Below are 22,399 nucleotides of genomic sequence, written 5' to 3'. Positions count from 1 at the left end.
CATGCGCGCCCTGCTCAACATCTTCCATCTCGGGGTCAAGGAGCTGCGCAGTCTCGGGCGCGACAGGCTGATGCTGGCGCTGATCCTGTTCTCGTTCACCGGACAGGTGTACATGACCGCGACCGGTGTGCCCGAATCGCTGCACAAGGCGCCGATCGCGATTGTCGATGAAGACCGTTCGCCCTTGTCGTCGCGCATTGCCAATGCCTTCTATCCGCCTCACTTCCTGACGCCCGCGATGATCGACCAATACGCCACCGATCCCGGCATGGACACGGGGCTATACACTTTCGTCCTCGACATCCCGCCCGATTTCCAGAGCGACGTGCTGGCCGGGCGCCAGCCTACGATCCAGCTCAATGTCGATGCCACGCGCATGTCGCAGGCCTTCATCGGCAACAGCTACATCCAGAACATCGTCAACGGCGAAGTGACGGCCTTCGTCGAGGGGCATCGCGCGGTCGCCGCGCTGCCCGTCGAGCTCGAAGTGCGCGCGCGCTTCAATCCCAACCTGAGCTCGGTATGGTTCGGCTCGGTCATGGAAGTCATCAACAGCATCACCATGCTGTCCATCATCCTGACCGGCGCGGCGCTGATCCGGGAGCGCGAGCACGGCACCATCGAGCATTTGCTGGCGATGCCGCTGACGCCGTTCGAGATCATGATGGCCAAGGTGTGGGCCATGGGCCTGGTCGTGGTGGTCGTGGCGACGGCCTCGCTCGTCTTCGTCGTGCAGGGCGTGCTCGAGGTGCCGATCGAAGGCTCGATCGGGCTGTTTGTCGCCGGCATGACGCTGCACCTGTTCGCCACCACCTCGATGGGCATTTTCATGGGCACGGTGGCGCGCTCGATGCCGCAGATGGGCTTGCTGATGATCATTGTGCTGCTGCCGCTGCAGATGCTGTCCGGCGGCACGACCCCGCGCGAGAGCATGCCGGAACTGGTGCAAAACCTGATGCTGGCGGCGCCGACTACGCATTTCGTCGCGCTCGCCCAAGCCATTCTCTACCGTGGCGCCGGCTTCGGCATCGTCTGGCCGGAGTTCCTCGCCCTGCTCGCGATCGGCGGCGTCTTCTTCGTGCTGGCGCTGGGGCGCTTCCGCAAGACCATCGGCTCAATGGCCTGATCGTCCCGGAAACCGGTTTCGTCGGCCTGTCGCCGCTGCCGGTCAACATCCGCCCGTGCATCAGTCTGAGTCCGCGAAAGACTCATGAAAGGTTTGCCGGTTATGCTTAAGTTTTCCAGCAAGCCGGAGTTGCAGCCCCGGTCCTGGCGTTTCCACGGTATCCAGGTTCAGTGGCGCATCGGATCAAAGCCCAATGTACCGATCGCCGCGTTCGGACCGAGTGAATTCGCCCCCGCAACTGAGGGTCTTAAGCCTGCATGACCAGTTTCACGCCATGCCCGATCGTTTCAGGACGGTTTGGCCATCATCAGGAGAATCAATGCGTAAAGACAACGTCCATGACAGACAAACGGCCGACTGGCACGGCCTCGACGCCGACAAAGCCATTGAGCGCCTCGATTCGGATCGCCATCGCGGACTGACCTCCCAGGAAGCCCATCAACGGCTGAAGCGTTTCGGCCGCAACCGGCTGCCGCCGCCCCGCAGGCGCCCCGCCTGGCTGCGATTTCTCCTCCAGTTCCACAACGTCCTGATCTATGTGATGCTGGCCGCGGCCGGCGTCACGGCGCTATTGGGCGATTGGGTCGACACGAGCGTGCTTCTGGGCGCCGTCTTCATCAACGCCATCATCGGCTTTATCCAGGAGGGCAAGGCGGAACAGGCCATGGACGCGATACGCGGCATGCTCTCGCTGCACACGATAGTCATCCGCGACGGCGGGCGCATCGAAATCGAAGCCCAGAACCTGGTGCCCGGCGATATCGTGGCGCTCGCCTCGGGCGACAAGGTGCCTGCCGACCTGCGGCTCGTCGCGGGCAAGGGCCTGCGCGTGAACGAGGCCATCCTGACCGGCGAATCCGAAGCGGTGGAAAAGACAGTCGATTCCGTACCGGCCGATGCGCTTCTGGGCGACCGCACCTGCATGCTCTATTCGGGCACGCTGGTGGCCTCCGGACAGGCAACGGGGCTGGTGGTCGAAACCGGCATCCGTACCGAACTGGGGCGCATCAGCGCGATGCTGGATCGCGTGCAGGCGGTCACGACCCCTCTGCTGCGCCAGATAGCCGGATTCGGCCACTGGCTGGCGCTGGCCATCGTGCTGATGTCCGCGGCCACGTTCGTCATCGGGGTGCTGTGGCACGGTCATCCTCCCAAGGAAATGTTCATGATGACCGTGGCGCTGGCGGCATCGGCCATACCGGAAGGGTTGCCGGCCATCATGACCATCACGCTGGCCCTCGGCGTGCGGCGCATGGCCAAACGCAAGGCCATCATCCGGCATCTGCCGGCGGTGGAGTCGCTGGGCTCGGTCACGGTCATTTGCTCCGACAAGACCGGCACGTTGACCCGGAACGAGATGACGGTACAGCAGGTGATCACCAGCGATCATGTGTTTGAAATCAGCGGTACGGGCTACGCGCCCGAGGGCGCCATCCTTCTGGGCGAAGCGGCGGTACCGCCCGACCAGTATCCCGAACTGGCCGAAATCGCCCGTGCCGCCGTGCTCTGCAACGATGCGCTGCTGCGCAGACATGACGACGATGTCTGGCAGGTGGAAGGCGATCCGACCGAGGGCGCCCTGCTCGCATTCGCGACCAAGGCCGGCGCCGATCCCGCGTCGGAGCGCGAAGCCCTGCCGCGCATCGACGCCATTCCCTTCGAATCCGAACATCGGCTCATGGCCACGCTCCACCACGACCATGAAGGCCGGGGCTGCATTTATGTCAAAGGCGCGCCCGAACGCATCATGGAGATGTGCGATCGCCAGGCCGGCGCCCTGGGGACAACGCTGAACACCGACTACTGGCACCGCCGCGGCAGGGAGGCTGCATCCGACGGGCTGCGCCTCCTGGCAATCGCCGCGAAGCCTGTCGATGAATCACAGCGCGAGGTGCGCTTTTCGGATCTGGAAGACGGTTTCACCCTGCTGGCGCTGATCGGCATCATCGATCCGCCGCGGGAAGAGGCAGTGGCCGCCGTGGCGACATGCCACAACGCCGGCATCCGGGTCAAGATGATCACCGGCGACCACGTCGAGACGGCCCGCGCCATCGGTGCCCGGTTGGGGATCGGCCGGGACAGGCCGGCGCTGACCGGAGCCGAGATCGAAACCCTCGATGACGAGGAACTGCGCGGCGTGGCCTTGGATGTCGACGTGTTCGCGCGGGCGAGCCCGGAGCACAAGCTGCGCCTGGTGCAAGCGTTGCAGGCGGCGGGACAGGTGGTCGCCATGACCGGCGACGGCGTCAACGACGCGCCGGCACTGAAGCGCGCGGATGTCGGCGTGGCCATGGGCCTGAAGGGCACCGAGGCGGCCAAGGAAGCGGCGGACATGGTGCTGGCCGATGACAATTTCGCCACCATCGGCAACGCGGTGCGCGCGGGCCGGGGCATCTACGACAACATCAGGAAATTCATCCTGTTCATGCTGCCGACCAACGGCGGCGAAGCCCTGGTGGTGGTCGCCGCCATCCTGTTCGAACTGACGCTGCCGTTGACGCCGGCCCAGGTGCTGTGGATCAACATGGTCACGTCCAGCACCCTGGGGCTCGCCCTCGCCTTCGAGCGCCCGGAGCGCGACATCATGCACCGCCCTCCCCGCGATCCTCGTGAATCGCTGCTATCCTGGTTTTTCGCCTGGCGGGTCCTAATGGTTTCCGTGCTCTTCATGGTCGGATCGCTGGGCCTGTTTCTCTGGGAAATGCAGCGGGGTTCCAGCCTGGAGACCGCGCGCACCATGGCCGTCAGCTCGGTCGTGCTGTCCGAGATGTTCTACCTGATCAACAGCCGATACATCTTCAAGTCCGTTTTATCTCTCGAAGGGCTGTTCGGCAATCGTTACGTGCTGCTCGCCATCGCGGCCTGCGCGGGGCTGCAGGTGCTCTACACCCATGCCGACCCCATGCAGGAACTGTTCGGCTCGACCGATCTGAGTCGGGAAGAATGGCTGAAAGTGGTCCTTTCCGGGGCGTTCGTCTTTTCCGTCGCGGAGTTTGAAAAAGCCGTGATCAGCGTCTTCAGATACATTACCCATAAGCAAGCCCGAAGCGCACCGCTGCTGAAAGACTAAGGAAGGCAATGTCTGCATTCACGGCATGACTGTAGTGAATGCAGACATCCGCTATTTTTTATTCCTTCAACACAGCCTGGCACTGTTCGGGAAGCACAAGCGCTGCAGCAGGCTTGCGGGCCTTGCCGGAGCGAAGCTGCTCGCGCGCCTCGGCCGAGAACCACCAGTCCAGCGAGGCGTCGCAGCCGTCGCCTTCGGGAATCAGTTCCTGGCCCTGGCATTGGCTGTTGCCGGCCGGACATTTCAGGCGCACATGGAAATGGTCATCATGCCCCCACCACGGCCGGATTTTCCGGAGCCAGTCATGCGGCGTCCTGCTGGTGCACAGTTGGCGTTTGACGCCGGGATTGACGAAGATGCGCTCGACCTCGGGCATGCGCGCGGCGGCTTCGAGAATTTTTTCGTTAGACGGCGACCAGCGGCTGGCATCCACCGCATCCGACCTGACGGCCAGCACGGAAGGCGCACCCCAGGTTTCGCGCTCATCGAGACTCAGGCTTCTGGCCGCCGCTTCCCGGGACAGCAAATACCAGATATCGACATCGAGCCCGGTCTGATGGCTGCGATGTCCGGTCAACGTCGGTCCGCCTCGCGGTTGGCCCAGATCGCCGATTAACAGGGTGCCCCAACCTTTATCGGCAGTCGTCTGCCCGAGTTTTTCAATGAAATGAATCAGGTCGGGATGGCCATAGACACGTTTGCGCGACAAGCGCATGGTTTGGTAGCCGGCTCCATCCTGTGGCAGCGCCACGGCGCCTCTCAGGCAGCCAGCGGTATAAGTGCCGATGCTCTGCGCCGCGCCGCTCATTATAGCGGGCGTGGTGACCCGCGCCCAGACATGGGCGGCAGGCTGCGCGACGGCGCTGCCGGAAAAGGCACTCAGCGCCAGAAAAAACATCCCATATTGCTTCACCGAAAACCGACTTCTGAACACACCCTTACCTCTGACTGATCAAATCTGAAATTATAGCGCGGCATTTTTAAATTTGCCTTGCGTAGTGTACGCGGCGTACCTTTTTGATCAGCCTTATTCTCCGCTTTTGCCTGCCGTTGGATTCGCCCGAGACGCCTGAACTCTATCCCTATAACTTGACAGCCTTAACCCATACCCTCACGGGCTTCATCTGTACCGGAATGTCCGCAGTAAAACTAAAACAGAACAGAGATCGATCGCGCGCAACATCAGTTAAGAAGAAAATCATGAAAAATAATTGAAAAATATTGTTTAATGGATATTGCTGGACGGCGAATTCTTGATAAATTCACATGACCCATTTGCAGATTAAAAAGCGTATCAATCAACGCTCCCTGGAAAGTTGCCCATTGAATATAATGTTATTTCAGTGAATATCTTTCATGTCTTGGGAATCTGAACGGAGTCATCATTAGCGCTATCGATTCGGTCAAAGCCAGATTTAGGAAGGAGTGCATATATGTGCTCAAATAATCCAATAGTTTTTATAGGCAGCAAGGACTCAATTTTACTAACGACAATGTTCTGATCGTAAAAAAGTACTTGATTAGAAAAAACCAAATTACTTATTGGTATAAGCAGGATCTTATTTAGTTTAGGTAGAAATAATGGAAAAATTATGTATTGAGGGTAAAACAGTTTTAAAAGGACGATTCGTACTGCAGGAAGTGCTCGGTCAGGGAGGAATGGGAACCGTATATAAAGCACTGGATTTAGTAGCCCAGGAAGCGCATGACAAGGACCCCTACCTCGCGATAAAACTTCTTAATCCTGAATTTCTTGATGACCCTATTTTCTTCGTGGCGATGCAACGGGAGGCCAAAAAAGCCAAATCTCTTGCTCATCCGAACATTGTTACAGTATACGATTTTGATCGCGATGCGGATAACGTTTATCTGAGCATGCAGCTTCTCAAAGGCCGCCCGCTCAGTTCCTTGATTAAAGAATACCCGTCAGGCATGCCGTTTGAAAAAGCCTGGCCCATCATACAGGACATGGCGGCAGCACTTTCCCATGCGCATAAAAACGGCATAGTCCACTCCGATTTCAAACCGGGTAACGTTTTTGTCGACGACAAGAGCCATGTCAAAGTCCTGGACTTCGGCATAGCTTGTCCATTCAAGAGAACAGGACAAAGCGATGACGATGCCACCGTTTTCCATTCCCGTTCGTTAAATGCGCTATCGCCCGCCTATGCCAGCCTGGAAATGCTCAATAACCTTGAGCCTGACCCAAGAGATGATATTTATGCCCTCGCCTGTATTGTTTATGAACTTCTGTCCGGAAAACATCCCTTTTCGCGGTCGACTGCCCAGCAGGCCTTCGATTTAAAAGTGCAGCCTGCGCCTATAACTTCGATAACAAAATCACAATGGAAAGGGTTGCAGCACGGCCTTGCACTAAAGCAGGAAAACCGTTGCAGAACAATCAGCCAGTTTATAAAGGAAATTTCTCCGGAAAAGCGTTATAAATCAGGAGCAATTGCCGCGGCCAGCCTGTTCTCTCTAGGCCTGTTTGCGGTCCTTTTATGGCTGTTTTATGGTAAAAACGAGCCGGGCTACGATGTTGCCAAATCAGAGACACAAAAACAGGCGCCTTCAGATAAGGTTGAGGCCAATGCCGTTCAGGCCAATACGCCAGCTGATCGGCAACATCAGGAAAATACGGTTGCAACCGTGCAGCATGAACCATTGAAACTGCGGTCTTCCGCACCGAATTATCGTATCGGGGAATCCATGACGCTATTGCTGGAAACGGAAAAACCGATGTATGTGACCATCGTTCACATAAGCACGGATGGAGAAATTTCTACGATTTTTCCTAACGCCTATGAGCCGAATAATTGGATAGCGGCCGGTAAGACGATTCGCCTGCCGAAGAAAAATGCGGGCTATGAACTCACTGTTTCGGGCCCGTCGGGAACAGATCGCATAGAAGCTTTCGGCAGCGCTGAACCGCTGCCTGTCACGGAGAATATTATTAATCCGGACGGTAAACTAAACCCTCAACTGCAATCCTATATCTCGTCAAGGGTCAGTTTGACCGTACCGGTTCTATAAATTTTCAGCTATTGAGTCGCTACAATGCGTACGCGTCTGTTTACCTCGCTGAACGGGTTGTTGGGATCCAGCAAGTTGCTCTTTCCCAATCCTGAAAATTGTACTCTTGAGGCATTCAGCCCATGTCTCTTGACAAAGAAATCACGTACAGTGGCGGCTCGCTTCAGCGATAAATCCTTGTTGTATCCATCACTGCCCTTGGCATCCGTATAGCCTTCCACATGGAAGTTCAAATTTTTCAGCTCGCCGGATACCAGAGCCTCCGCCACCGGAGTCAACTGCCTGACGGCATCATCCGTCAATTGAGCGGAGTTATATCCAAAACGGACTTCCAGGGAGATAGCTTTAGGCGTTGAGGCCAGTGAGGAATTCGTTGGACGAATATGGATGCCCCGTGTAAGCACTTTCTCACCACCTTCAGAATTTGTTTTAAACGCTTGAATAACTTCCTCTTTTGTAGGCGCCCTTGCTCCGACGTTTAAATCTTCGGCCCACCCGGCTTTAACTGAGGTCAGGCAACATACTATGGCCAAAGCGATGCCGTTTGATTTATTTAAAATACTCATATCCTATGCTCTCGTCTCTTAAAATTATGATAAATATTCGTCCGACCTTACCAGTCGGTAACCGTCTTTTTGTAAAACCTTTAATTTGATTGTGCTAAAGGCAGTTCAATATTCGCCAGCGAGCCTGGTGCGATCAACTGCGGCGTCTGCGCGCCGGCAGACGGATTGTGCAGTTTTTTCACCAGCGGCACTGAAAAATCGTGAAGTTCGGCCAGCGTAATTCTGCGGTCGTGGTTGTAATCTGCAAGTCCTTGTAAACCCTCCAATAGCGTGTGAGTAAATAAGCCATGTTGCGCCGGCTCATATTCCTGCGAAAGTTCATCCCCCTTGGAAGCCAGCAACAGCGGAAAGAGTGAGGCGGCTGATCGTTTGCGCAGGGATCTGGCATCAAACTCGCCGAAAATACTTTTCGCCTGACAAGTATCCACGATGAGTATGCGCCGTCCCGCCGCCTTGCGCATGTTATCGAAAAAGTCGGTCCAGCTGAGCAATGTAGAGGCTTTGCCGCTCAAATTCCTGCCGGACAATACCGACTCCACATCGTTATATTCGCCATCCTGCGGCAGAAAATAGTAATTGCCGGTCTGGTCACTGAAACCATGGGAGGCGAGGAATAAAAGCACCGTATCATTCGGGCCCGCCTGCTCAAATACTTTCAGTGCTGACAGAACATTTTCCCGGGTAGGCGGCAGCTGGGCGGAATCGGTCAACAACTGGACGTGGACCTGGTTGAAGCCGTCATTGCTCGCGGAATTTCCCAGCAAGCCAGCCAGCTTTTCGGCATCGTTGACTGCGTATTTCAGATTCGGCACTTTGTTCTTATCGGCCGCCGAGATACGGTCGAAGCGATTGACGCCGACAGCCAGCACATAGAGATCGCCTTTGGGAGGCGCTGCCTGACTCATGGCAGGCACTTCCACCCACTGTTCCGCCAGCCCTAAGGAAACGCCGTTATTGACTTCCACGCGGATCAGATTATCTCCGCCGCTGACAGGAAATCTGAAAGTCCTGCGAAACGTATCCGTCTCGTTAACGTCAAGGCGGCGTTCCTCGTTCGCCGCAACCGGCAGCAGGTTGGCATAAACGGTGACATCCTGCATGGGACGGCTGTTTTTTTCCGCCTCTACCGTCAACTCCAGTTCGGTCGCGCCCTCGGGAGTCTGTACTGCCCGGGCCGATGCAATCTGGATGCGAGGCGGGGCAATTTCATTCAGTTGATTTAGCGTAAACGTACCCTGAGCCGGTTCCGCGAAGTTCGGCGTCATGATTCCGGATAAGGTGACGGCCTGGCGTGTACCCGCGCTGGCCTGGCCAGGCTGAGGACTGGAATCCGCGCTGCTGTTTGCAGCCATTTGCATGGCCCCTATCTGTGCGCGCAGCAGATCAGGGCGATAAAACTGCTTTTCAAACTGCACCGCGCGATAAAAATCAGGCTCATTGCCTTTGCCTCGATTGATGTGCCAGCCGATCAGGCTGTCGCCGTTCTCCGATGAAGCATAATAACCGTCCGGCCGCCAAAGCACCCATTCCCGGGAAAGCCGGTCAACGAACAATGCCAAAGACTCCCTTCCGTCCTCAGCACGGTACCAGCGCACGGAACCGTCCGACAGAACGGCGACAAGCCATTTATCATCCTTGCTGACTGTAACATTCCATACTGCGCCAGGCGTCGGTGTTTTCCAGCTCAGCTGGCTGTTTTTATCATATGCCCGCAACAGCCAATCGGTTCCCAGAAATGTCTGCTTGCCAGTTCCGGAAAAGGATCGAATCTCTTCAAACGGTTCCAGCCTCAGCGGCTGCCCGTTTAACACCGGCGTTGTGTTGTCTTGCCAATGCGTTAATTGAATACGCTTTTGAGTCCTGTTCTTGGGCTTAAGTCCCGGCACGGAACCGGATTCGCTCAAAGATAAGCGCTCGATATCGAACGTAAAATTTCGGCTATCGGTTATGCTCACCGGAAAGGTGACTTGCTTGCCGTCGGCCGACACCCGGAATTCGCCACTCATGATCGGCGATTGAACCAGATGCGTATCGGAAATATGCGCCACACTGTCCTGATCGTTAATAACGCCAATCGAAGCGTCTTCAGTGGAAAAAATCACGCCATTTTGGCCATGGGGCCGGATGGATTGAATCCGATGAGCGACTTTGATCGTCTCATACCGACTCAAATCCGTTATGCGCCAGCGCAGGATTTCCGTCTCATGAACACTATCGGAATCTCCGACGCCGTAAATGAATTCGCCGGATTGGCTCCAGACAGCGCCTCTGAGCGTTTTCAAGGATGACTGCCCGGGAGCGGTACGCAAGCTGTGTTCAACCTGCAGCTGCGGCAAGGATAAGATCTGGATCAGCGGGCTATCGTATGAACCGACCAGGAGTCTCTTGCCGTCCGGAGAAAAATAGCTGTCGGCAATGCGGTTGATTTCGGGCACCTTGACGCGCGCGGCCAGTTTGAATTGCGGATCATAAACGCGAAGATAGCCATCATTGGAAGCGCTGACGGCATAACCATTACTGGAAAACGACAGCCCAGTGACCCGCTCGCCATATTCCTGATCCTGCGCCAGAACCTGAAAAGATTGAGCATCGACAAAAGCAACGCCGCCATTGCCGTGCAGGCCGATCGCCAGGACTTTGCCATCAGGGGAAAACTGCAACGCACCGATAATGTTTTTTAACCGCTCGATGCAATGCTGCAATTTTCCGGTCGCTGCGTCAAAAAGATAAACGCACCCCTGCTGATCCCATTGCCAGCAGGTCCAGCCTCCTACCGCAATAAACTTGCCATCAGGCGAAACGGCAATACTGTCGAGGTTGCCTTCGTAAGCATCGCCTATCGGGATACGAAGCGTCTTTAACAGCTTGAAATCCCGGCTACGCCAGATTTTGACGGTTTTGTCATGTGATATCGTTACCAGCCTTTCATTATCCGGCAATGGCTCTACGCCATAAATCGGCCCGCTATGGTAGGCGGTATCGACCCGGATAACCGGATCGCTGGAAGGCATTGCGGCATAAACCTTATGGATCAAGAGAAATCCAGCGGCCATTCCGAAAAGCGTTTTTTTTATGATCATGGGACAATTATTCCTCAGCTTTTTGATACCGAAGAGTTCCCGCAATGCGGAAGACCGGCTTTGGATTTGCCATTTGTTTTATTGACGCTGCAAACGGGAGAATGCTTGGTCGAATAAGTATCCTGTACTGCACCGGTTTCCGGAGAGTTCAAGCCCAGATCGGTATTATCGGCCTCACTGCCGCCGCCCAGGATAACCGACTCTTCATTCTCAGGATGATCCGCAGAGCCCGACCCTTCTTCCAACGAATTGGCGTAATTCAACGTCTGTTTGGTACTGGATGATGTGTCGGTCTGGTCAGGGTCCAGAGCGTTTGTTTTTGGCACATCCAATGTCTTTAAGCCATCCAGCGTTGACTCCGTGAGGGAAATTTCAAATTGCTCAGGGGTTGAGGCTGAATTTTCAGGTAGTTTGATTTTGGTCGTACTTTCTTCCGTTGGCTTGACAGTAATTGAATGGCCATCAACCTGAACCGTTTCCAGTGTTTTTGTGTAGTCCGAGGCCTGTTTGATAGCTGGTGAAATGGAAATTTGACCGGGGGCGGAAGGAATTGCTGAATTTCCCGACAGACTGATATCTGTTGTATTAATTTCCAATGGCTTAACGTCGATTGAGTGTCCATTAACGGAAGCAAGGCTGGAGAGGCTTTGAGAATCCGCTTTAGGTACAGAAATGACATTATCATTCAAGCCATTAAATGTAGTAAAAGAGACCACCCCATATCTCGAGTAAGTGTTTGTTGTAGCAGTACTTGCTATGCTTTGCGCCGTAACGGCATCAGGCTCAGGGATGAATTCAAAGTAAAATGCCGCGCTTCCTATCAAATGCACGTATTCATACGCCTTAATCTCAGTATCAAGGTATTTATTCACGACTTCGCCATCGATGATCCAGTATTTATTTGAGTCTTCTTCTTGTCCAGATGAATACTTGGTCTTTTCGATTACTTTCCATTTCGGTAGAGAAACAGATGATTCAGATGATTTGTAAGAAAACGCTATATTAAGCGGCGAATCCGGTTGGAATAACCCCGTTATATCTCCATTAACTGCGATTGTTCCATTTTTGTTTTCCAGCACGATTACAGGTTGATTTTCCTTATCTTGTGCGTTTTTCAAGGTATAACCTTTAAGTTCCTCGGGAAAAATAAAATCATCTGCCACAGCTATCTCTCCTGAATCGGATGCTGTCTTCTCAGGCGTTTTCACATGAACATTATTGTTCAGAGTAATGGCATCTCCCTTTAAAGCATAGATTGAATTTCCTAATTCGATATTGTTGTCATCAGTGAAAGAATCCGTTCCAACAGGCTTGCCTAAATAAACGCTACCATTATCCACCACGATTTTTCCGTTGATGGTTAACTTTCCGCTAGTGCCTGTTTGCTGAATATTCAGTACGTTATCGCTTTTACCATAATCTTTAGTAATCGGGTTGACGCCTGTCAGATGGATCTGGTCGTAAAATGTTATCGATCCTTTGCCTTGGACTGAAAGTGCTTCCAATCCGTTATAAGTAGTGTCTACTCCCAAAGCCTCATTGAAAATAATCGAGCCGTCAGAGACCAAATCCAGCTTTCCGGTAGTAAATACATCGTATAAGGAAACATCACCCTCACTTTTGAGAGAAATATCGGCTGTTCCGGTTTTCAGTCGCTTGTCCAATGCGCCCGTAATGCTTCCGGCATCGCTGACAGTCAGCATGCCGTTTTCAGTTAACACATCCCCATTCAAGACAATCGCGCCATTTGCCGATAATTGCAATTCGGCCAACTCTCGTAAACTCAAATCGATAGTGCCCAGGCCGAGTTTGCCTTGACTGGCAGTAATGGATAACGAGCGGTCGGCCATGAGACTGCCGTCGATATTGATATCGCCGTTTTGAGAAATAATGGTCGCCATGGCGGGATTATCGATACCAATTTCTGCATTTGGATCCTTGCTGCATACTTCGCCGGGCGCAAGACAGGTGTTACCCATATTGATATCGCCATCGGCATCGATATTCACGGCGGCCAATCCTGAGTTTATGCTGATGTTGTCAGCCGTGGTTATCGAGCTCTCCATGCCGGTCGCTTTCAACTCAATCGCCGCATCGCCGGTCATTAAGTTGGCATTAAGCATCATATTGCCGTTTGTAGTCAGCTTGATCTGGCTACCGGAATGTTTGCCATCCGCGCCTTTGGTACTAATATCCGCCCCACTCGCAACATCAAGCGATTTACTGTTGAAATCGACTGCGCCGGCAGTAAAGATCGGCTTGAGGATGCTGATATTATCGGCTTGAGCTACGGTCAGTGAGCCATTCGATACGGCACCGTTCAAAGTTACATCGCCGGCAGCATCAACTATCAGATCGCCTATGCCTTGTTTTTGTATCCCGGTTAATGCCTGCCCGAAAATGACGTCGGCACCGGAAATGACATCGATTTTATTGGTTGAGATAAGATGCTGCGCATGCACATCACCACTTGCCTCTAGCGAAATGTTCTGATTGCCGGCAGACAGGATTGTATTGTCCGCCATTTTAATGGCGCCGTTCGTCGATTGGATGGCAATCTCACCGTTATTGGTCAGGATATCATTGTTGAATTTAATGTCCTGCTTGCTCTGGGCTTGCAAAGTAGCGCCCGGACGCGAGCTCAGATCGATGCCGCCGAGCGTCAGAGCGCCGTTATTGGCTGTCAGCAGCAGCGACCGGTCGGCCAGCAAATTGCCGGCCATGGTGATGTTGCCGTTTTCGGAGGTGATGGTTGCCGCCGCTGCGGACTGCGCGTCAGCCTTGCCGTCACAGCCGCCGGAAACCAGGCACAAGGAGCCCAGGCTGATGTCGCCGCCCGCCTTCAGAGTCAGCACCTCCGAGCCGGAGTCGATGGCGATGTCGCCGGCTGTCGTCAGGCTGCCGTTCTGGGCCTGCAGGTTAATCGCGGCATTGCCAGTCAGCAGACTGCCTTTGACGGTCATATTGTCCGCCGCAGCCAGATTCAGCGCCTTGCCGGCCACGTTTCCGTTCGCCCCCTTGGTGCTGATGCCGGCGCCCGATTCAACGGTCAGGGTCTTGCCGGCGAGATTGACGTCGCCAGCCGTGAACACCGGCTTGACGACATCGACCAAACCATCCGCCGATACGGTGACGGCACTGTTGCTCCTCAGACCGTTCAGCACAACATTACCGCCGGCGTCAACGGCAAATTCACCGATACCCTGATTGTTCAGGCCCACCAGCGCCTGCTTGAATGTCGCGTTGGCGCCCGAAGTCACGGCGATTTTGGCCGTAGTCAGGAGATGCTGCACCTCGACATCGCTGCCGGCGGTCAGCGTGATGTTATGGTCGCCGGTCGACAGGATCTTATTGTCCGCCATTTTGATGGCGCCGTTCGCCGAACTGATGACAATGTCGCCATTACCGGTGAGGATGTCGTTGTTGAGATTGATGTTCTGCTGGCTCTGCGCTTGCAGGGTAGCACCCTGGCGTAAACGCAAATCGATGCCGCCGAGCGTCAAAGCGCCGTTATTGGCCTTCAGCAGCAGCGACCGGTCGGCCAGCAAATTGCCGGCTAAAGTAATGTTGCCGTTCTCGGAGGTGATGTTTGCTACTTTCGAGGTTTTCTCTGGGGTTGTTCCTCCACACTTTCCGGAGATCAGGCACAAGGAGCCCAGGCTGATGTCGCCGTCCGCTTTCAGGGCAAGCTCCGCCGATCCAGAGTCGATGGCGATGTTATTGTCCTTAGCCATGGTGATGGCGCCGTCCGTCGAGCTGATGGCAATTTCACCGTTATTGGTCAGGATGTCACTGTTGAGTTTGATGGCATTTTTACTTTGAGCTTGCAGGGTAGCGCCCTGGCGTGAGCTCAAATCAATGCCGCCGAGCGTCAGGGCGCCGTTGTTGGCCGTCAGCAGCAGCGACCGGTCGGCCAGCAAATCACCTGTTAAGGTAATGTTGCCGTTTTCGGAGGTGATGACTGCCGCCGCCGTGGTCTGCGCTGCCGCTTTACTGCCGCACTCGCCGGAACTCAGGCACAAGGAGCCCAGGCTGACGTTGCCGCCCGCCTTCAGGGCCAACCCTGCCGAGCCGGAATCGATGGCGATATCACCGACTGTGGTCAGGCTGCCGTTCTGGACCTGCAGATTGATCGCGGCATTGCCGGTCAGCAGATTGCCCTTGACGGTCATATTACCCGTCGAGGTCAGATTCAGCGCCTTGCCGGTCACGTTTCCGCTCAATCCCTTGGTATTAATATCGGCATTCGATTCAACCGTCAGGGTCTTGCCGGCGAGATTGACGTCGCCGGCCGTGAACACCGGCTTGACGACATCGACCAGGCCATCCGCCGACACGGTCAGGGCACTGTTGCTCAACAAACCGTTCAGCACGACATTACCGCCGGCATCGACGGTAAACTTACCGATACCCTGATTATTCAGGCCTGTCAGAGTCTGCTTGAATGTTGCATTGGCGCCCGAGGTCACAGCAATCTTGCCCGTGGTCATAAGATGCTGCAGGTCCGCACCGCCGCCGGCGTCCAGCGTAATGTTGCGGTTGCCGGCGGACAAGATTTTATTGTCCGCCATGGTAATGGCGCCGTCTGTCGAGCTGATGGCAATGTCGCCATTCTTGGTCAGGACATCATTGTTGATCTTGATGCCCTGTTTGCCTTGGGCTTGCAGGGTAGCGCCCTGGCGTGAACTCAAATCGATGCCGCCGAGCGTCAGGGTGCCGTTATTTGCTTTCAATACCAGCGACCGGTCGGCCAGCAAATTGCCGGCCAAGGTGATGTTGCCGTTCTCGGAAGTGACGACTGCCGCGGCCGCTGTCTGTGCATCAGCCTTGCCGTCACAGCCGCCGGAAACCAGGCACAAGGAGCCCAGGCTGATGTCGCCGCCCGCCTTCATGGCCAGCCCTGCCGAGCCGGAATCGATGGCTATATTACCGACTGTCGTCAGGCTGCCGTTCTGGGCCTGCAGGTTGATCGCGGCATTGCCGGTCTGCAGATTGCCTTTGACGCTCATATCACCCGTCGAAGTCAGATTCAGCGCCTTGCCGGCTACGTTTCCGTCCGCCCCCTTGGTGCTGATGCCGGCGCCTGATTCGACCGCCAGGGTCTTGCCGGCGAGATTGACATCGTCAGCCGTGAACACCGGCTTGACGACATCGATTAAACCATCCGCCGACACGGTGGCGACACTGTTGCTCCTCAGACCGTTCAGCACGACATTGCCGCCGGCGTCAACGGCAAACTCACCGATACCCTGATTGTTCAGGCCCGTCAAAGCCTGCTTGAATGTTGCATTGGCGCCCGAAGTCACGGCGATTTTGGCCGTAGTCAGGAGATGCTGCACCTCGACATCGCCGCCGGCGGTCAGCGTGATGTTATGGTCGCCGGCGGACAGGATCTTATTGTCCGCCATGGTAATGGCGCCGCCTGTCGAGTTGATGGCAATCTCACCGTTATTGGTCAGGATGTCATTGTTGAGCTTGATGCCCTGTTTGCTTTGGGCTTGCAGGGTAGCGCCCTGGCGTGAGCTCAAATCGATGCCGCCGAGCGTCAGGGCGCCGTTATTGGCCGTCAGCAGCAGCGACCGGTCGGCCAGCAAATCGCCGGCTAAAGTAATGTTGCCGTTTTCAGAGGTGATGGCTGCCGCCGCCGTGGTCTGCGCTGCCGCTTTGCCGCCGCACTCGCCGGAGATCAGGCATAGGGAACCCAGGTTGACGTTGCCGCTCGCCTTCAGGGCCAACCCTGCCGAGCCGGAGTCGATGGCGATGTCATCGGCTGCGGTAATGGCGCCATTCGTCGATTGGATGGCAATGCCGCCATTGTGGGTGAGGATGTCATTGTTGAGCTTGATGCCCTGTTTGCCTTGGGCTTGAACACTAGCGCCCGTGCGTGTGCTCAGATCGATGCCGCCGAGCGTCAGGGCGCCGTTGTTGGCCGTCAGCGACAATGATCGGTCGGCCAGCAAATTGCCGGCCATGGTGATATTGCCGTTTTCGGAGGTAATGACTGCCGCGGCCGAGGTCTGCGCATCAGCCTTGCCGTCACAGCCGCCGGACACCAGGCACAAGGAGCCCAGGCTGATGTCGCCGCCCGCCTTCAGGGCCAGCCCTGCCGAGCCGGAGTCGATGGCGATATCGCCGGCTGTCGTCAGGCTGCCGTTCTGGGCCTGCAGGTTGATCGCGGCATTACCGGTCAGCAGACTGCCTTTGACGGTCATACCGCCCGTCGAAGTCAGATTCAGCGCCTTGCCGGCCACGTTTCCGTTCGCCCCCTTGGTGCTGATGCCGGCACCCGATTCAACGGTCAGGGTCTTGCCGGCGAGATTGACGTCGCCGGCCGTGAACACCGGCTTGACGACATCGATCAGGCCATCCGCCGACACGGTGGCGGCACTGTTGCTCAACAGGCCGTTCAGCACGGCATTGCCGCCGGCATCAACAACAAACTCACCGATACCCTGATTGTTCAGACCCGTCAAAGCCTGCTTGAATGTTGCATTGGCACCCGAGGTCACAGCAATCTTGCCCGTGGTCACGAGATGCTGCAGATCCACATCGCTGCCGGCGGTCAGCGTAATAGCGCGGTTGCCGGCCGACAGGATGGTGCCGCCCGCCATGGTAATATCGCCGGTACTGGCCTTGATTAAGATGTCGCCGTTATTGGTGAAAATATGATCGTTTATATTTACGTCATGTCCGGCGGCAAGCGAGATCGAGGCGCCGGTTTTACCGTCGATGGCCTGGCGGCCGTCGATTTTTGCCGCGACCGTCAGGTCGTTGTCGGCTTTCAGGGATATGCTGGTGCCGCTCTGGAGCAAAGCATTGACTTTCTGTACGTTGACCGCCGCATCCGTTGAGGTGGCTGTTACAGAACCGTTAGCATCGGGTTTGGCTGCCGTTTTATTCTCTTCGACAGTCATCGTCTTAACGATTAAATTGCCCGGATCGAGCAACAGTTCGCCTGCCTTGCCGTTTTTGGCGCTGGCATCGACATCGCCGTCGTAGTGCAGAGTGTGCTTGCCGGAGACTTCCACCAGACCGCCATTGCCCGAACTTTGCCCTCCTCGGGCACTAATGGCGCCGTCAAAGTGCGTATGATCGTCCGCCCAGACAATCACCTTGCCGCCATCCCCTGCACTATGACTATCGGCATTGATCGCGGCATTGCGTTCGACTGTCGTAGTCCTGGCTCTGATGCCTTCGCCCGAACCCTGGAAATCGCCCCCGATCAGGACCGTACCGCCCTGCCCGTTGCCGGAGACGTCAATCCGACTGCCCTCTGCCAGCTGCACCTCGCCGCCGCGCACTTCCACGCGGCCGCCTCGGGCATGGGCAGTCTGCCCGGAAGCATCCAGCGTTCCGGCTACTTCGACTTGAGTGTTTTCATCGCCGAGCAAGGTGATGACACCGTTACGGTTTTCGACGGTCTGTGCCTGCACATGGCCTTTCAGGTTAATCAGACTGTCGACAATGGCTTTGCCGGTGCCGGCCAGAATGGTCACCATGCCGCCGTCGGCGATGATCTCGCCCGTATTGCTGACATAGTGCGACAGAGGTTTGCCTTCGGCGCTGGAAATTTGCGCCAGTTGTTCCTTGGTGACGGTAAGGTTGATGAGCTGGTCACCGTACAGGTCCAGGGTAAAAGCGTCGCCGCCGGCCAGCGCGATCTTGCCGAGTCTGGCGTTGATCGTGCCGTGGTTCTCCACCCCCGGCGCAACCAGGGCAACCAGACCGCCCTGTTGCACGGTGATGCTGCCGTGATTGATTATGCGGGCATCCGGATTGCCGGGTTCGGCAAAGTTCATGCGGCCTTCCATGAAATCCTTATTGCTGATGTTCGCCGTGGTGGCGGTCAGCGAGCCGACATCGATCTCGGCATCCTGGCCGACCATGATGCCGTTCCGATTGACAAGATAGACGCTACCGTTGGCAGTCAGCCGCCCTAAAATGGCCGAAGGATCGTTGCCCGCCACGCGGTTCAGTGTCGCGGAGTCACGGCCGGGCTGGTTGAAATTGACGTGTTCCCCGTTATCGATGCTGAAAGCTTGCCAATTGATGACGGCTCTCTGGCTGGCCTGATTGATATCCATCCGGGCGCCCTGCTGAACGATCTCGGCGGCGCCCGCGGCCACTTCGCCGCCGGTCGGGTTGGCATGTGCCATCGGCGCGCAGCTCAGGGCAATCGCCCCGACAGCCTCGGCCATCAGCAACCTTTTGATTACGGCAGGCAGTGTTTTCAGATTGTTATTGTTCGGTGATTGGTCAGTTACGGTCTTCATCGTAGTTGCTCCTGCTATTCTGGTGTCCTGGTGTTTCAAAAGGTCAATTTAAAGCCGCCGAACAAACGCATGTCTTTATTTTGCTCAGTCGATTGATCGGGATGCATGGGCTTCGCCCCTTCGATATAACCGGAGAAATAACGGGTCACCGACAGTCTCATGCCGACACCGGCCGCTTCGACGGAAACGCCGGGCCTGTCGTAGTTGTAATGGACTTCGCCGTAGTCGAAGAAGCCATAGAGGGTTGCGCTGGCTGCGTCGAAGGGGTTGAAGGTGTAACGCAGTTCTGCCTTGGTCGCAAAGCCTTTGTCGCCGATGAACTCCGATGGGTCATAGGCACGGAGGAACTGCTCGCCGCCCAGCGAAAATTGCTCAGGCGCCAGCAGAACATCTTCCGTATATTGACCCTGAAACGCGGCCAGAAAAGACCAGTTGGGCGCCAGGGCTTGAAGGCGAGCCAGATAAAGGTTGGTTTTGGTGTAGTCAACCTGCCCTTGTGCCGCCGAAAGCTGAGACGTGCCGGCTTCCCGGGACGCGTCGGAAGGATTGCGCGCGCCGAGCGCGTCTACCCCTTGGCTCAATTCCAGATCGGCAATGTTGATGCCGCGCCAGCTGTCGGCCAGGTCATAGGTTAAGCCCACCCGGAAGGAGCGGATACGGTCATTGGTGATGGTTTCGTTAAAGAAATCGCTCTTTGAGCGTGAATCGACCATCGAGTAAGTACCGCGTACGCTCAAATTCGTGTTACGGCTCCGGATCAGCGGATGCGATACCCCCAGGTTGAAGGAAACCAGATTTGATTTTAAATCATTAGAGATGTCGAACAGGGAGGAGTTAGACCAGACCTCATTAAACATCAGAGATAGCCGGGTTCCTTCACTGGACAACGGCAAGTCTTCACCTACCGACAGCACGGTCATTTTGTCTTCGAACGATTGCAAGACCCGTGCGTAGGATTTTTCCTGTAGACCTAAGATATTGTTTGCCTCGCCGTACACCTCGCCCCGATAGGTGCCCAACAATTCGGTCAGTCGGTTGTTGAAGCCGACTGAACCGCCGAAGTTTTGCTGGGCGATTTCGATCACCAGGTCGGCCGCCCCGGGCTGCTGGGCCGAAGGCGAGAGCGAACCATGCGCGGTAATGCCGGGAAGATCGTTGATCAGCAGAAGATAGCGTTCAAGCACATCAATCCTGACCGGCTTTGTTGCGCGGATTTTCTCGACATAATCCTGAAGCAATCCAATTCTATCGTCAGAGGTATCTCCCTGGAACCTGACTTCACCGATACTGCCCTCAACGACATCCAGGCGCACCAGCCCGTCTTTCAGTGTTTGCTTGGGAATGAGCACCTGGGCCAGCACATAGCCGTCATTCCGATATTGAGTGGCGGCGTTGTTGGCAGCAGCTCGTAACTGCTTGAGCGTCACCGTTTTGCCCACCAGATCCGCAAAAAACGCTCTCAAGTCTGCTTCGGGATAGACCGTGGCGCCTGAAAAAACAATTTCCTTAAGCTCAAAAGAAACTGCGCCTTCTTCCGGTGCTGGAATCGGTTGCTCCGGGATAATCTGTATGGCAGGCGGCTCGGCCTTTGGAATAGGCGCTACCTTGAGTTGTTTCTCGATCTGGCCGGGTTGAATGGAGCCTGGAATTTGCTCTCCTTGTGCCATGGCGTTGGAGGAAATGGTGAGCTGCATTGCGCAGACAATACTTCCCCGCATGGCTAAAATGCCTATATTTTTCACTGCGTCCCTTATTTATATAATTTTGTCTTTAATTTTTGTTTTTTATTTTTTGTATTGTATGGCCTTCCTGAATCAGACTCCCTCGTGATCGGCAGTTATCTATTCAGCATCGCCAGGAAATCCCGCAATCGTCACATAGTTCTGAGACTTTTCACGTCACGATGGCGGAAAATCAATTAAGCTTCGGGTCTTTATAAATCCGCGTTATGCCCCTGCAAAGTGAAGCGCGCTGAACCTTTCCCCAGGCTCAGTAGCCGAGCTCTTTTCATCAGCCATTTCCACAACGTTTATAATGTAAATCGCCCAAGCTTCATTCGTCAATGGTATGGGAAATTTAAAGAGTTCTTTTACCGCTGCTTTTGACGCCCCCGGACATATCAAGCAACACAAATACAAGGCACTTTTTTGGCTATCGCTAAATTATCACTATTGTAGCGGGCTAACCCAAATACCTCATACAGAACAGGCTTGCTCCTATAAGGGCAGAGTAAGAGTTTACCCAAAACAGATTGTACCGCAACTTAAATGAAATTTCCCGTTGTTCTTAAACACCTAATTGAGCGTTAATAACAGGCCAAGAGAAATAATATTGCTTTTCTACTGCCCGAAGGGATATGCCTTGCGGTGCCGGCTCGGATAATCCAGTCCGATTTCCCGACCACATAATCCTCAATCCGGCTCCGCTCAGCCATCCGGCCGATTAACCGCTTTTACTTAGCTGTCGGCGTAGCCCCTCTCAACCTGCTGCGTTTACTGAGCCGTTAATTTACGCTCTGTCATCTTTGTGGCGGTCAGACAGATAGTTGAAAACTTCTCCTCGCGACCGATGCCTATTTGCCAGAGCCGGTAATAACGCCGGTTGTCCATCATGTCCTGAAACGAATCTTCTTCCGTTGCTGACTCATCCTTTCTCAAACCATAACCTACCCATATCTCCCCATCCCCTTCAAACTCGGTCACATCCATCTGTTGCATGAAAATTTTCGCCTTTATCACCGGCTCCAGTTTTGCTGGCCTTTTATAAGCCGTATAGGGATGCTCATTATCGTCATAAGCACGCCATTCAGAGCCGTCGGTCAACCATAATGCATCAGGCTCGCTTTTGCGGCGAAAGCCGATGAACACATCCCCGATTTTAAAATGGTCTTCCTTCGGTATGATCAAATAGTGATCCAGAATGGTTTTGTCGGGTAAGCCTCTCAGTCTTGTTTGTCCAAAACAAAATTGCCCAGGCTCCGAGAATACCGTGGTATTGACTGTCTCAGCCTGTGATAGGGCGGCATTCAGCAGACAAGCCACAGATATGCCGGACAACATCCAATGTCGGATAGAAAGTTTCATTTTTTAAATCTCCAGATAATTTTAAAAATTGGGGATACGAGTCCACCAATAAATTCGGGCACAAACGATGATGGATATACCGCCTGACATAACGGACTAGACCGTACGCGCCCGCAGACGACACCCATAAAGGTTGGCCTTAATGCTGCAACATGCCAGCTCACTGCT

At 55.0% G+C, this 22,399-nt stretch carries 9 protein-coding genes; 3 read left to right on the top strand and 6 right to left on the bottom strand.

Annotated elements, in window-relative coordinates; all coding sequences use genetic code 11:
- Position 1: 1 nt before the first annotated feature.
- Together V2P20_RS17070 and V2P20_RS17065 are read left to right on the top strand one after the other, a co-directional pair.
- Positions 2 to 1,126 (top strand): ABC transporter permease, encoded by a 1,125-nt coding sequence (locus tag V2P20_RS17070; RefSeq protein ID WP_331820406.1) that lies wholly within the window; start codon positions 2 to 4, stop codon positions 1,124 to 1,126.
- A 319-nt stretch (positions 1,127 to 1,445) separates the two neighbouring features.
- Positions 1,446 to 4,196 carry a cation-transporting P-type ATPase gene (locus V2P20_RS17065; RefSeq protein ID WP_331820404.1) on the top strand — a complete coding sequence of 917 codons (2,751 nt, stop codon included), beginning with the start codon at positions 1,446 to 1,448 and terminating at the stop codon, positions 4,194 to 4,196.
- A 58-nt stretch (positions 4,197 to 4,254) separates the two neighbouring features.
- Here V2P20_RS17065 and mepA read toward each other — a convergent pair whose 3' ends face one another.
- The gene (mepA, locus tag V2P20_RS17060; protein WP_331820402.1) at positions 4,255 to 5,094 is read right to left on the bottom strand and encodes a penicillin-insensitive murein endopeptidase; all 840 of its coding nucleotides are present in this window, start codon (positions 5,092 to 5,094) and stop codon (positions 4,255 to 4,257) included.
- A gap of 683 nt (positions 5,095 to 5,777) precedes the next feature.
- Here mepA and V2P20_RS17055 point away from each other — a divergent pair.
- Positions 5,778 to 7,229, top strand: a complete 1,452-nt coding sequence (locus V2P20_RS17055) for a serine/threonine-protein kinase (RefSeq protein WP_331820400.1) — start codon at positions 5,778 to 5,780, stop codon at positions 7,227 to 7,229.
- Positions 7,230 to 7,237: 8 nt separating this feature from the next.
- Here the strand turns inward: V2P20_RS17055 and V2P20_RS17050 are convergent, their stop codons facing one another.
- The 5 genes from V2P20_RS17050 to V2P20_RS17030 form a co-directional block, all read right to left on the bottom strand.
- The gene (locus V2P20_RS17050; protein WP_331820398.1) at positions 7,238 to 7,795 is read right to left on the bottom strand and encodes an OmpA family protein; all 558 of its coding nucleotides are present in this window, start codon (positions 7,793 to 7,795) and stop codon (positions 7,238 to 7,240) included.
- An 80-nt stretch (positions 7,796 to 7,875) separates the two neighbouring features.
- Positions 7,876 to 10,875 carry a caspase family protein gene (locus tag V2P20_RS17045; protein WP_331820396.1) on the bottom strand — a complete coding sequence of 1,000 codons (3,000 nt, stop codon included), beginning with the start codon at positions 10,873 to 10,875 and terminating at the stop codon, positions 7,876 to 7,878.
- Between the two features lie 14 nt (positions 10,876 to 10,889).
- Complete coding sequence (locus V2P20_RS17040; protein ID WP_331820394.1) at positions 10,890 to 19,148, bottom strand: filamentous hemagglutinin N-terminal domain-containing protein; 8,259 nt, start codon at positions 19,146 to 19,148, stop codon at positions 10,890 to 10,892.
- Between the two features lie 35 nt (positions 19,149 to 19,183).
- A complete protein-coding gene (locus V2P20_RS17035) occupies positions 19,184 to 20,866 on the bottom strand; it encodes a ShlB/FhaC/HecB family hemolysin secretion/activation protein (protein ID WP_331820393.1) in 1,683 nt (560 codons plus the stop codon).
- Positions 20,867 to 21,640: 774 nt separating this feature from the next.
- The gene (locus V2P20_RS17030) at positions 21,641 to 22,231 is read right to left on the bottom strand and encodes a hypothetical protein (protein ID WP_331820391.1); all 591 of its coding nucleotides are present in this window, start codon (positions 22,229 to 22,231) and stop codon (positions 21,641 to 21,643) included.
- Between the last annotated feature and the right edge of the window lie 168 nt (positions 22,232 to 22,399).

The sequence above is a fragment of the Methylobacter sp. Wu1 genome (assembly GCF_036553575.1).
Classification (GTDB): domain Bacteria; phylum Pseudomonadota; class Gammaproteobacteria; order Methylococcales; family Methylomonadaceae; genus Methylobacter.
This window is presented reverse-complemented; position numbering and strand designations above follow the sequence as displayed.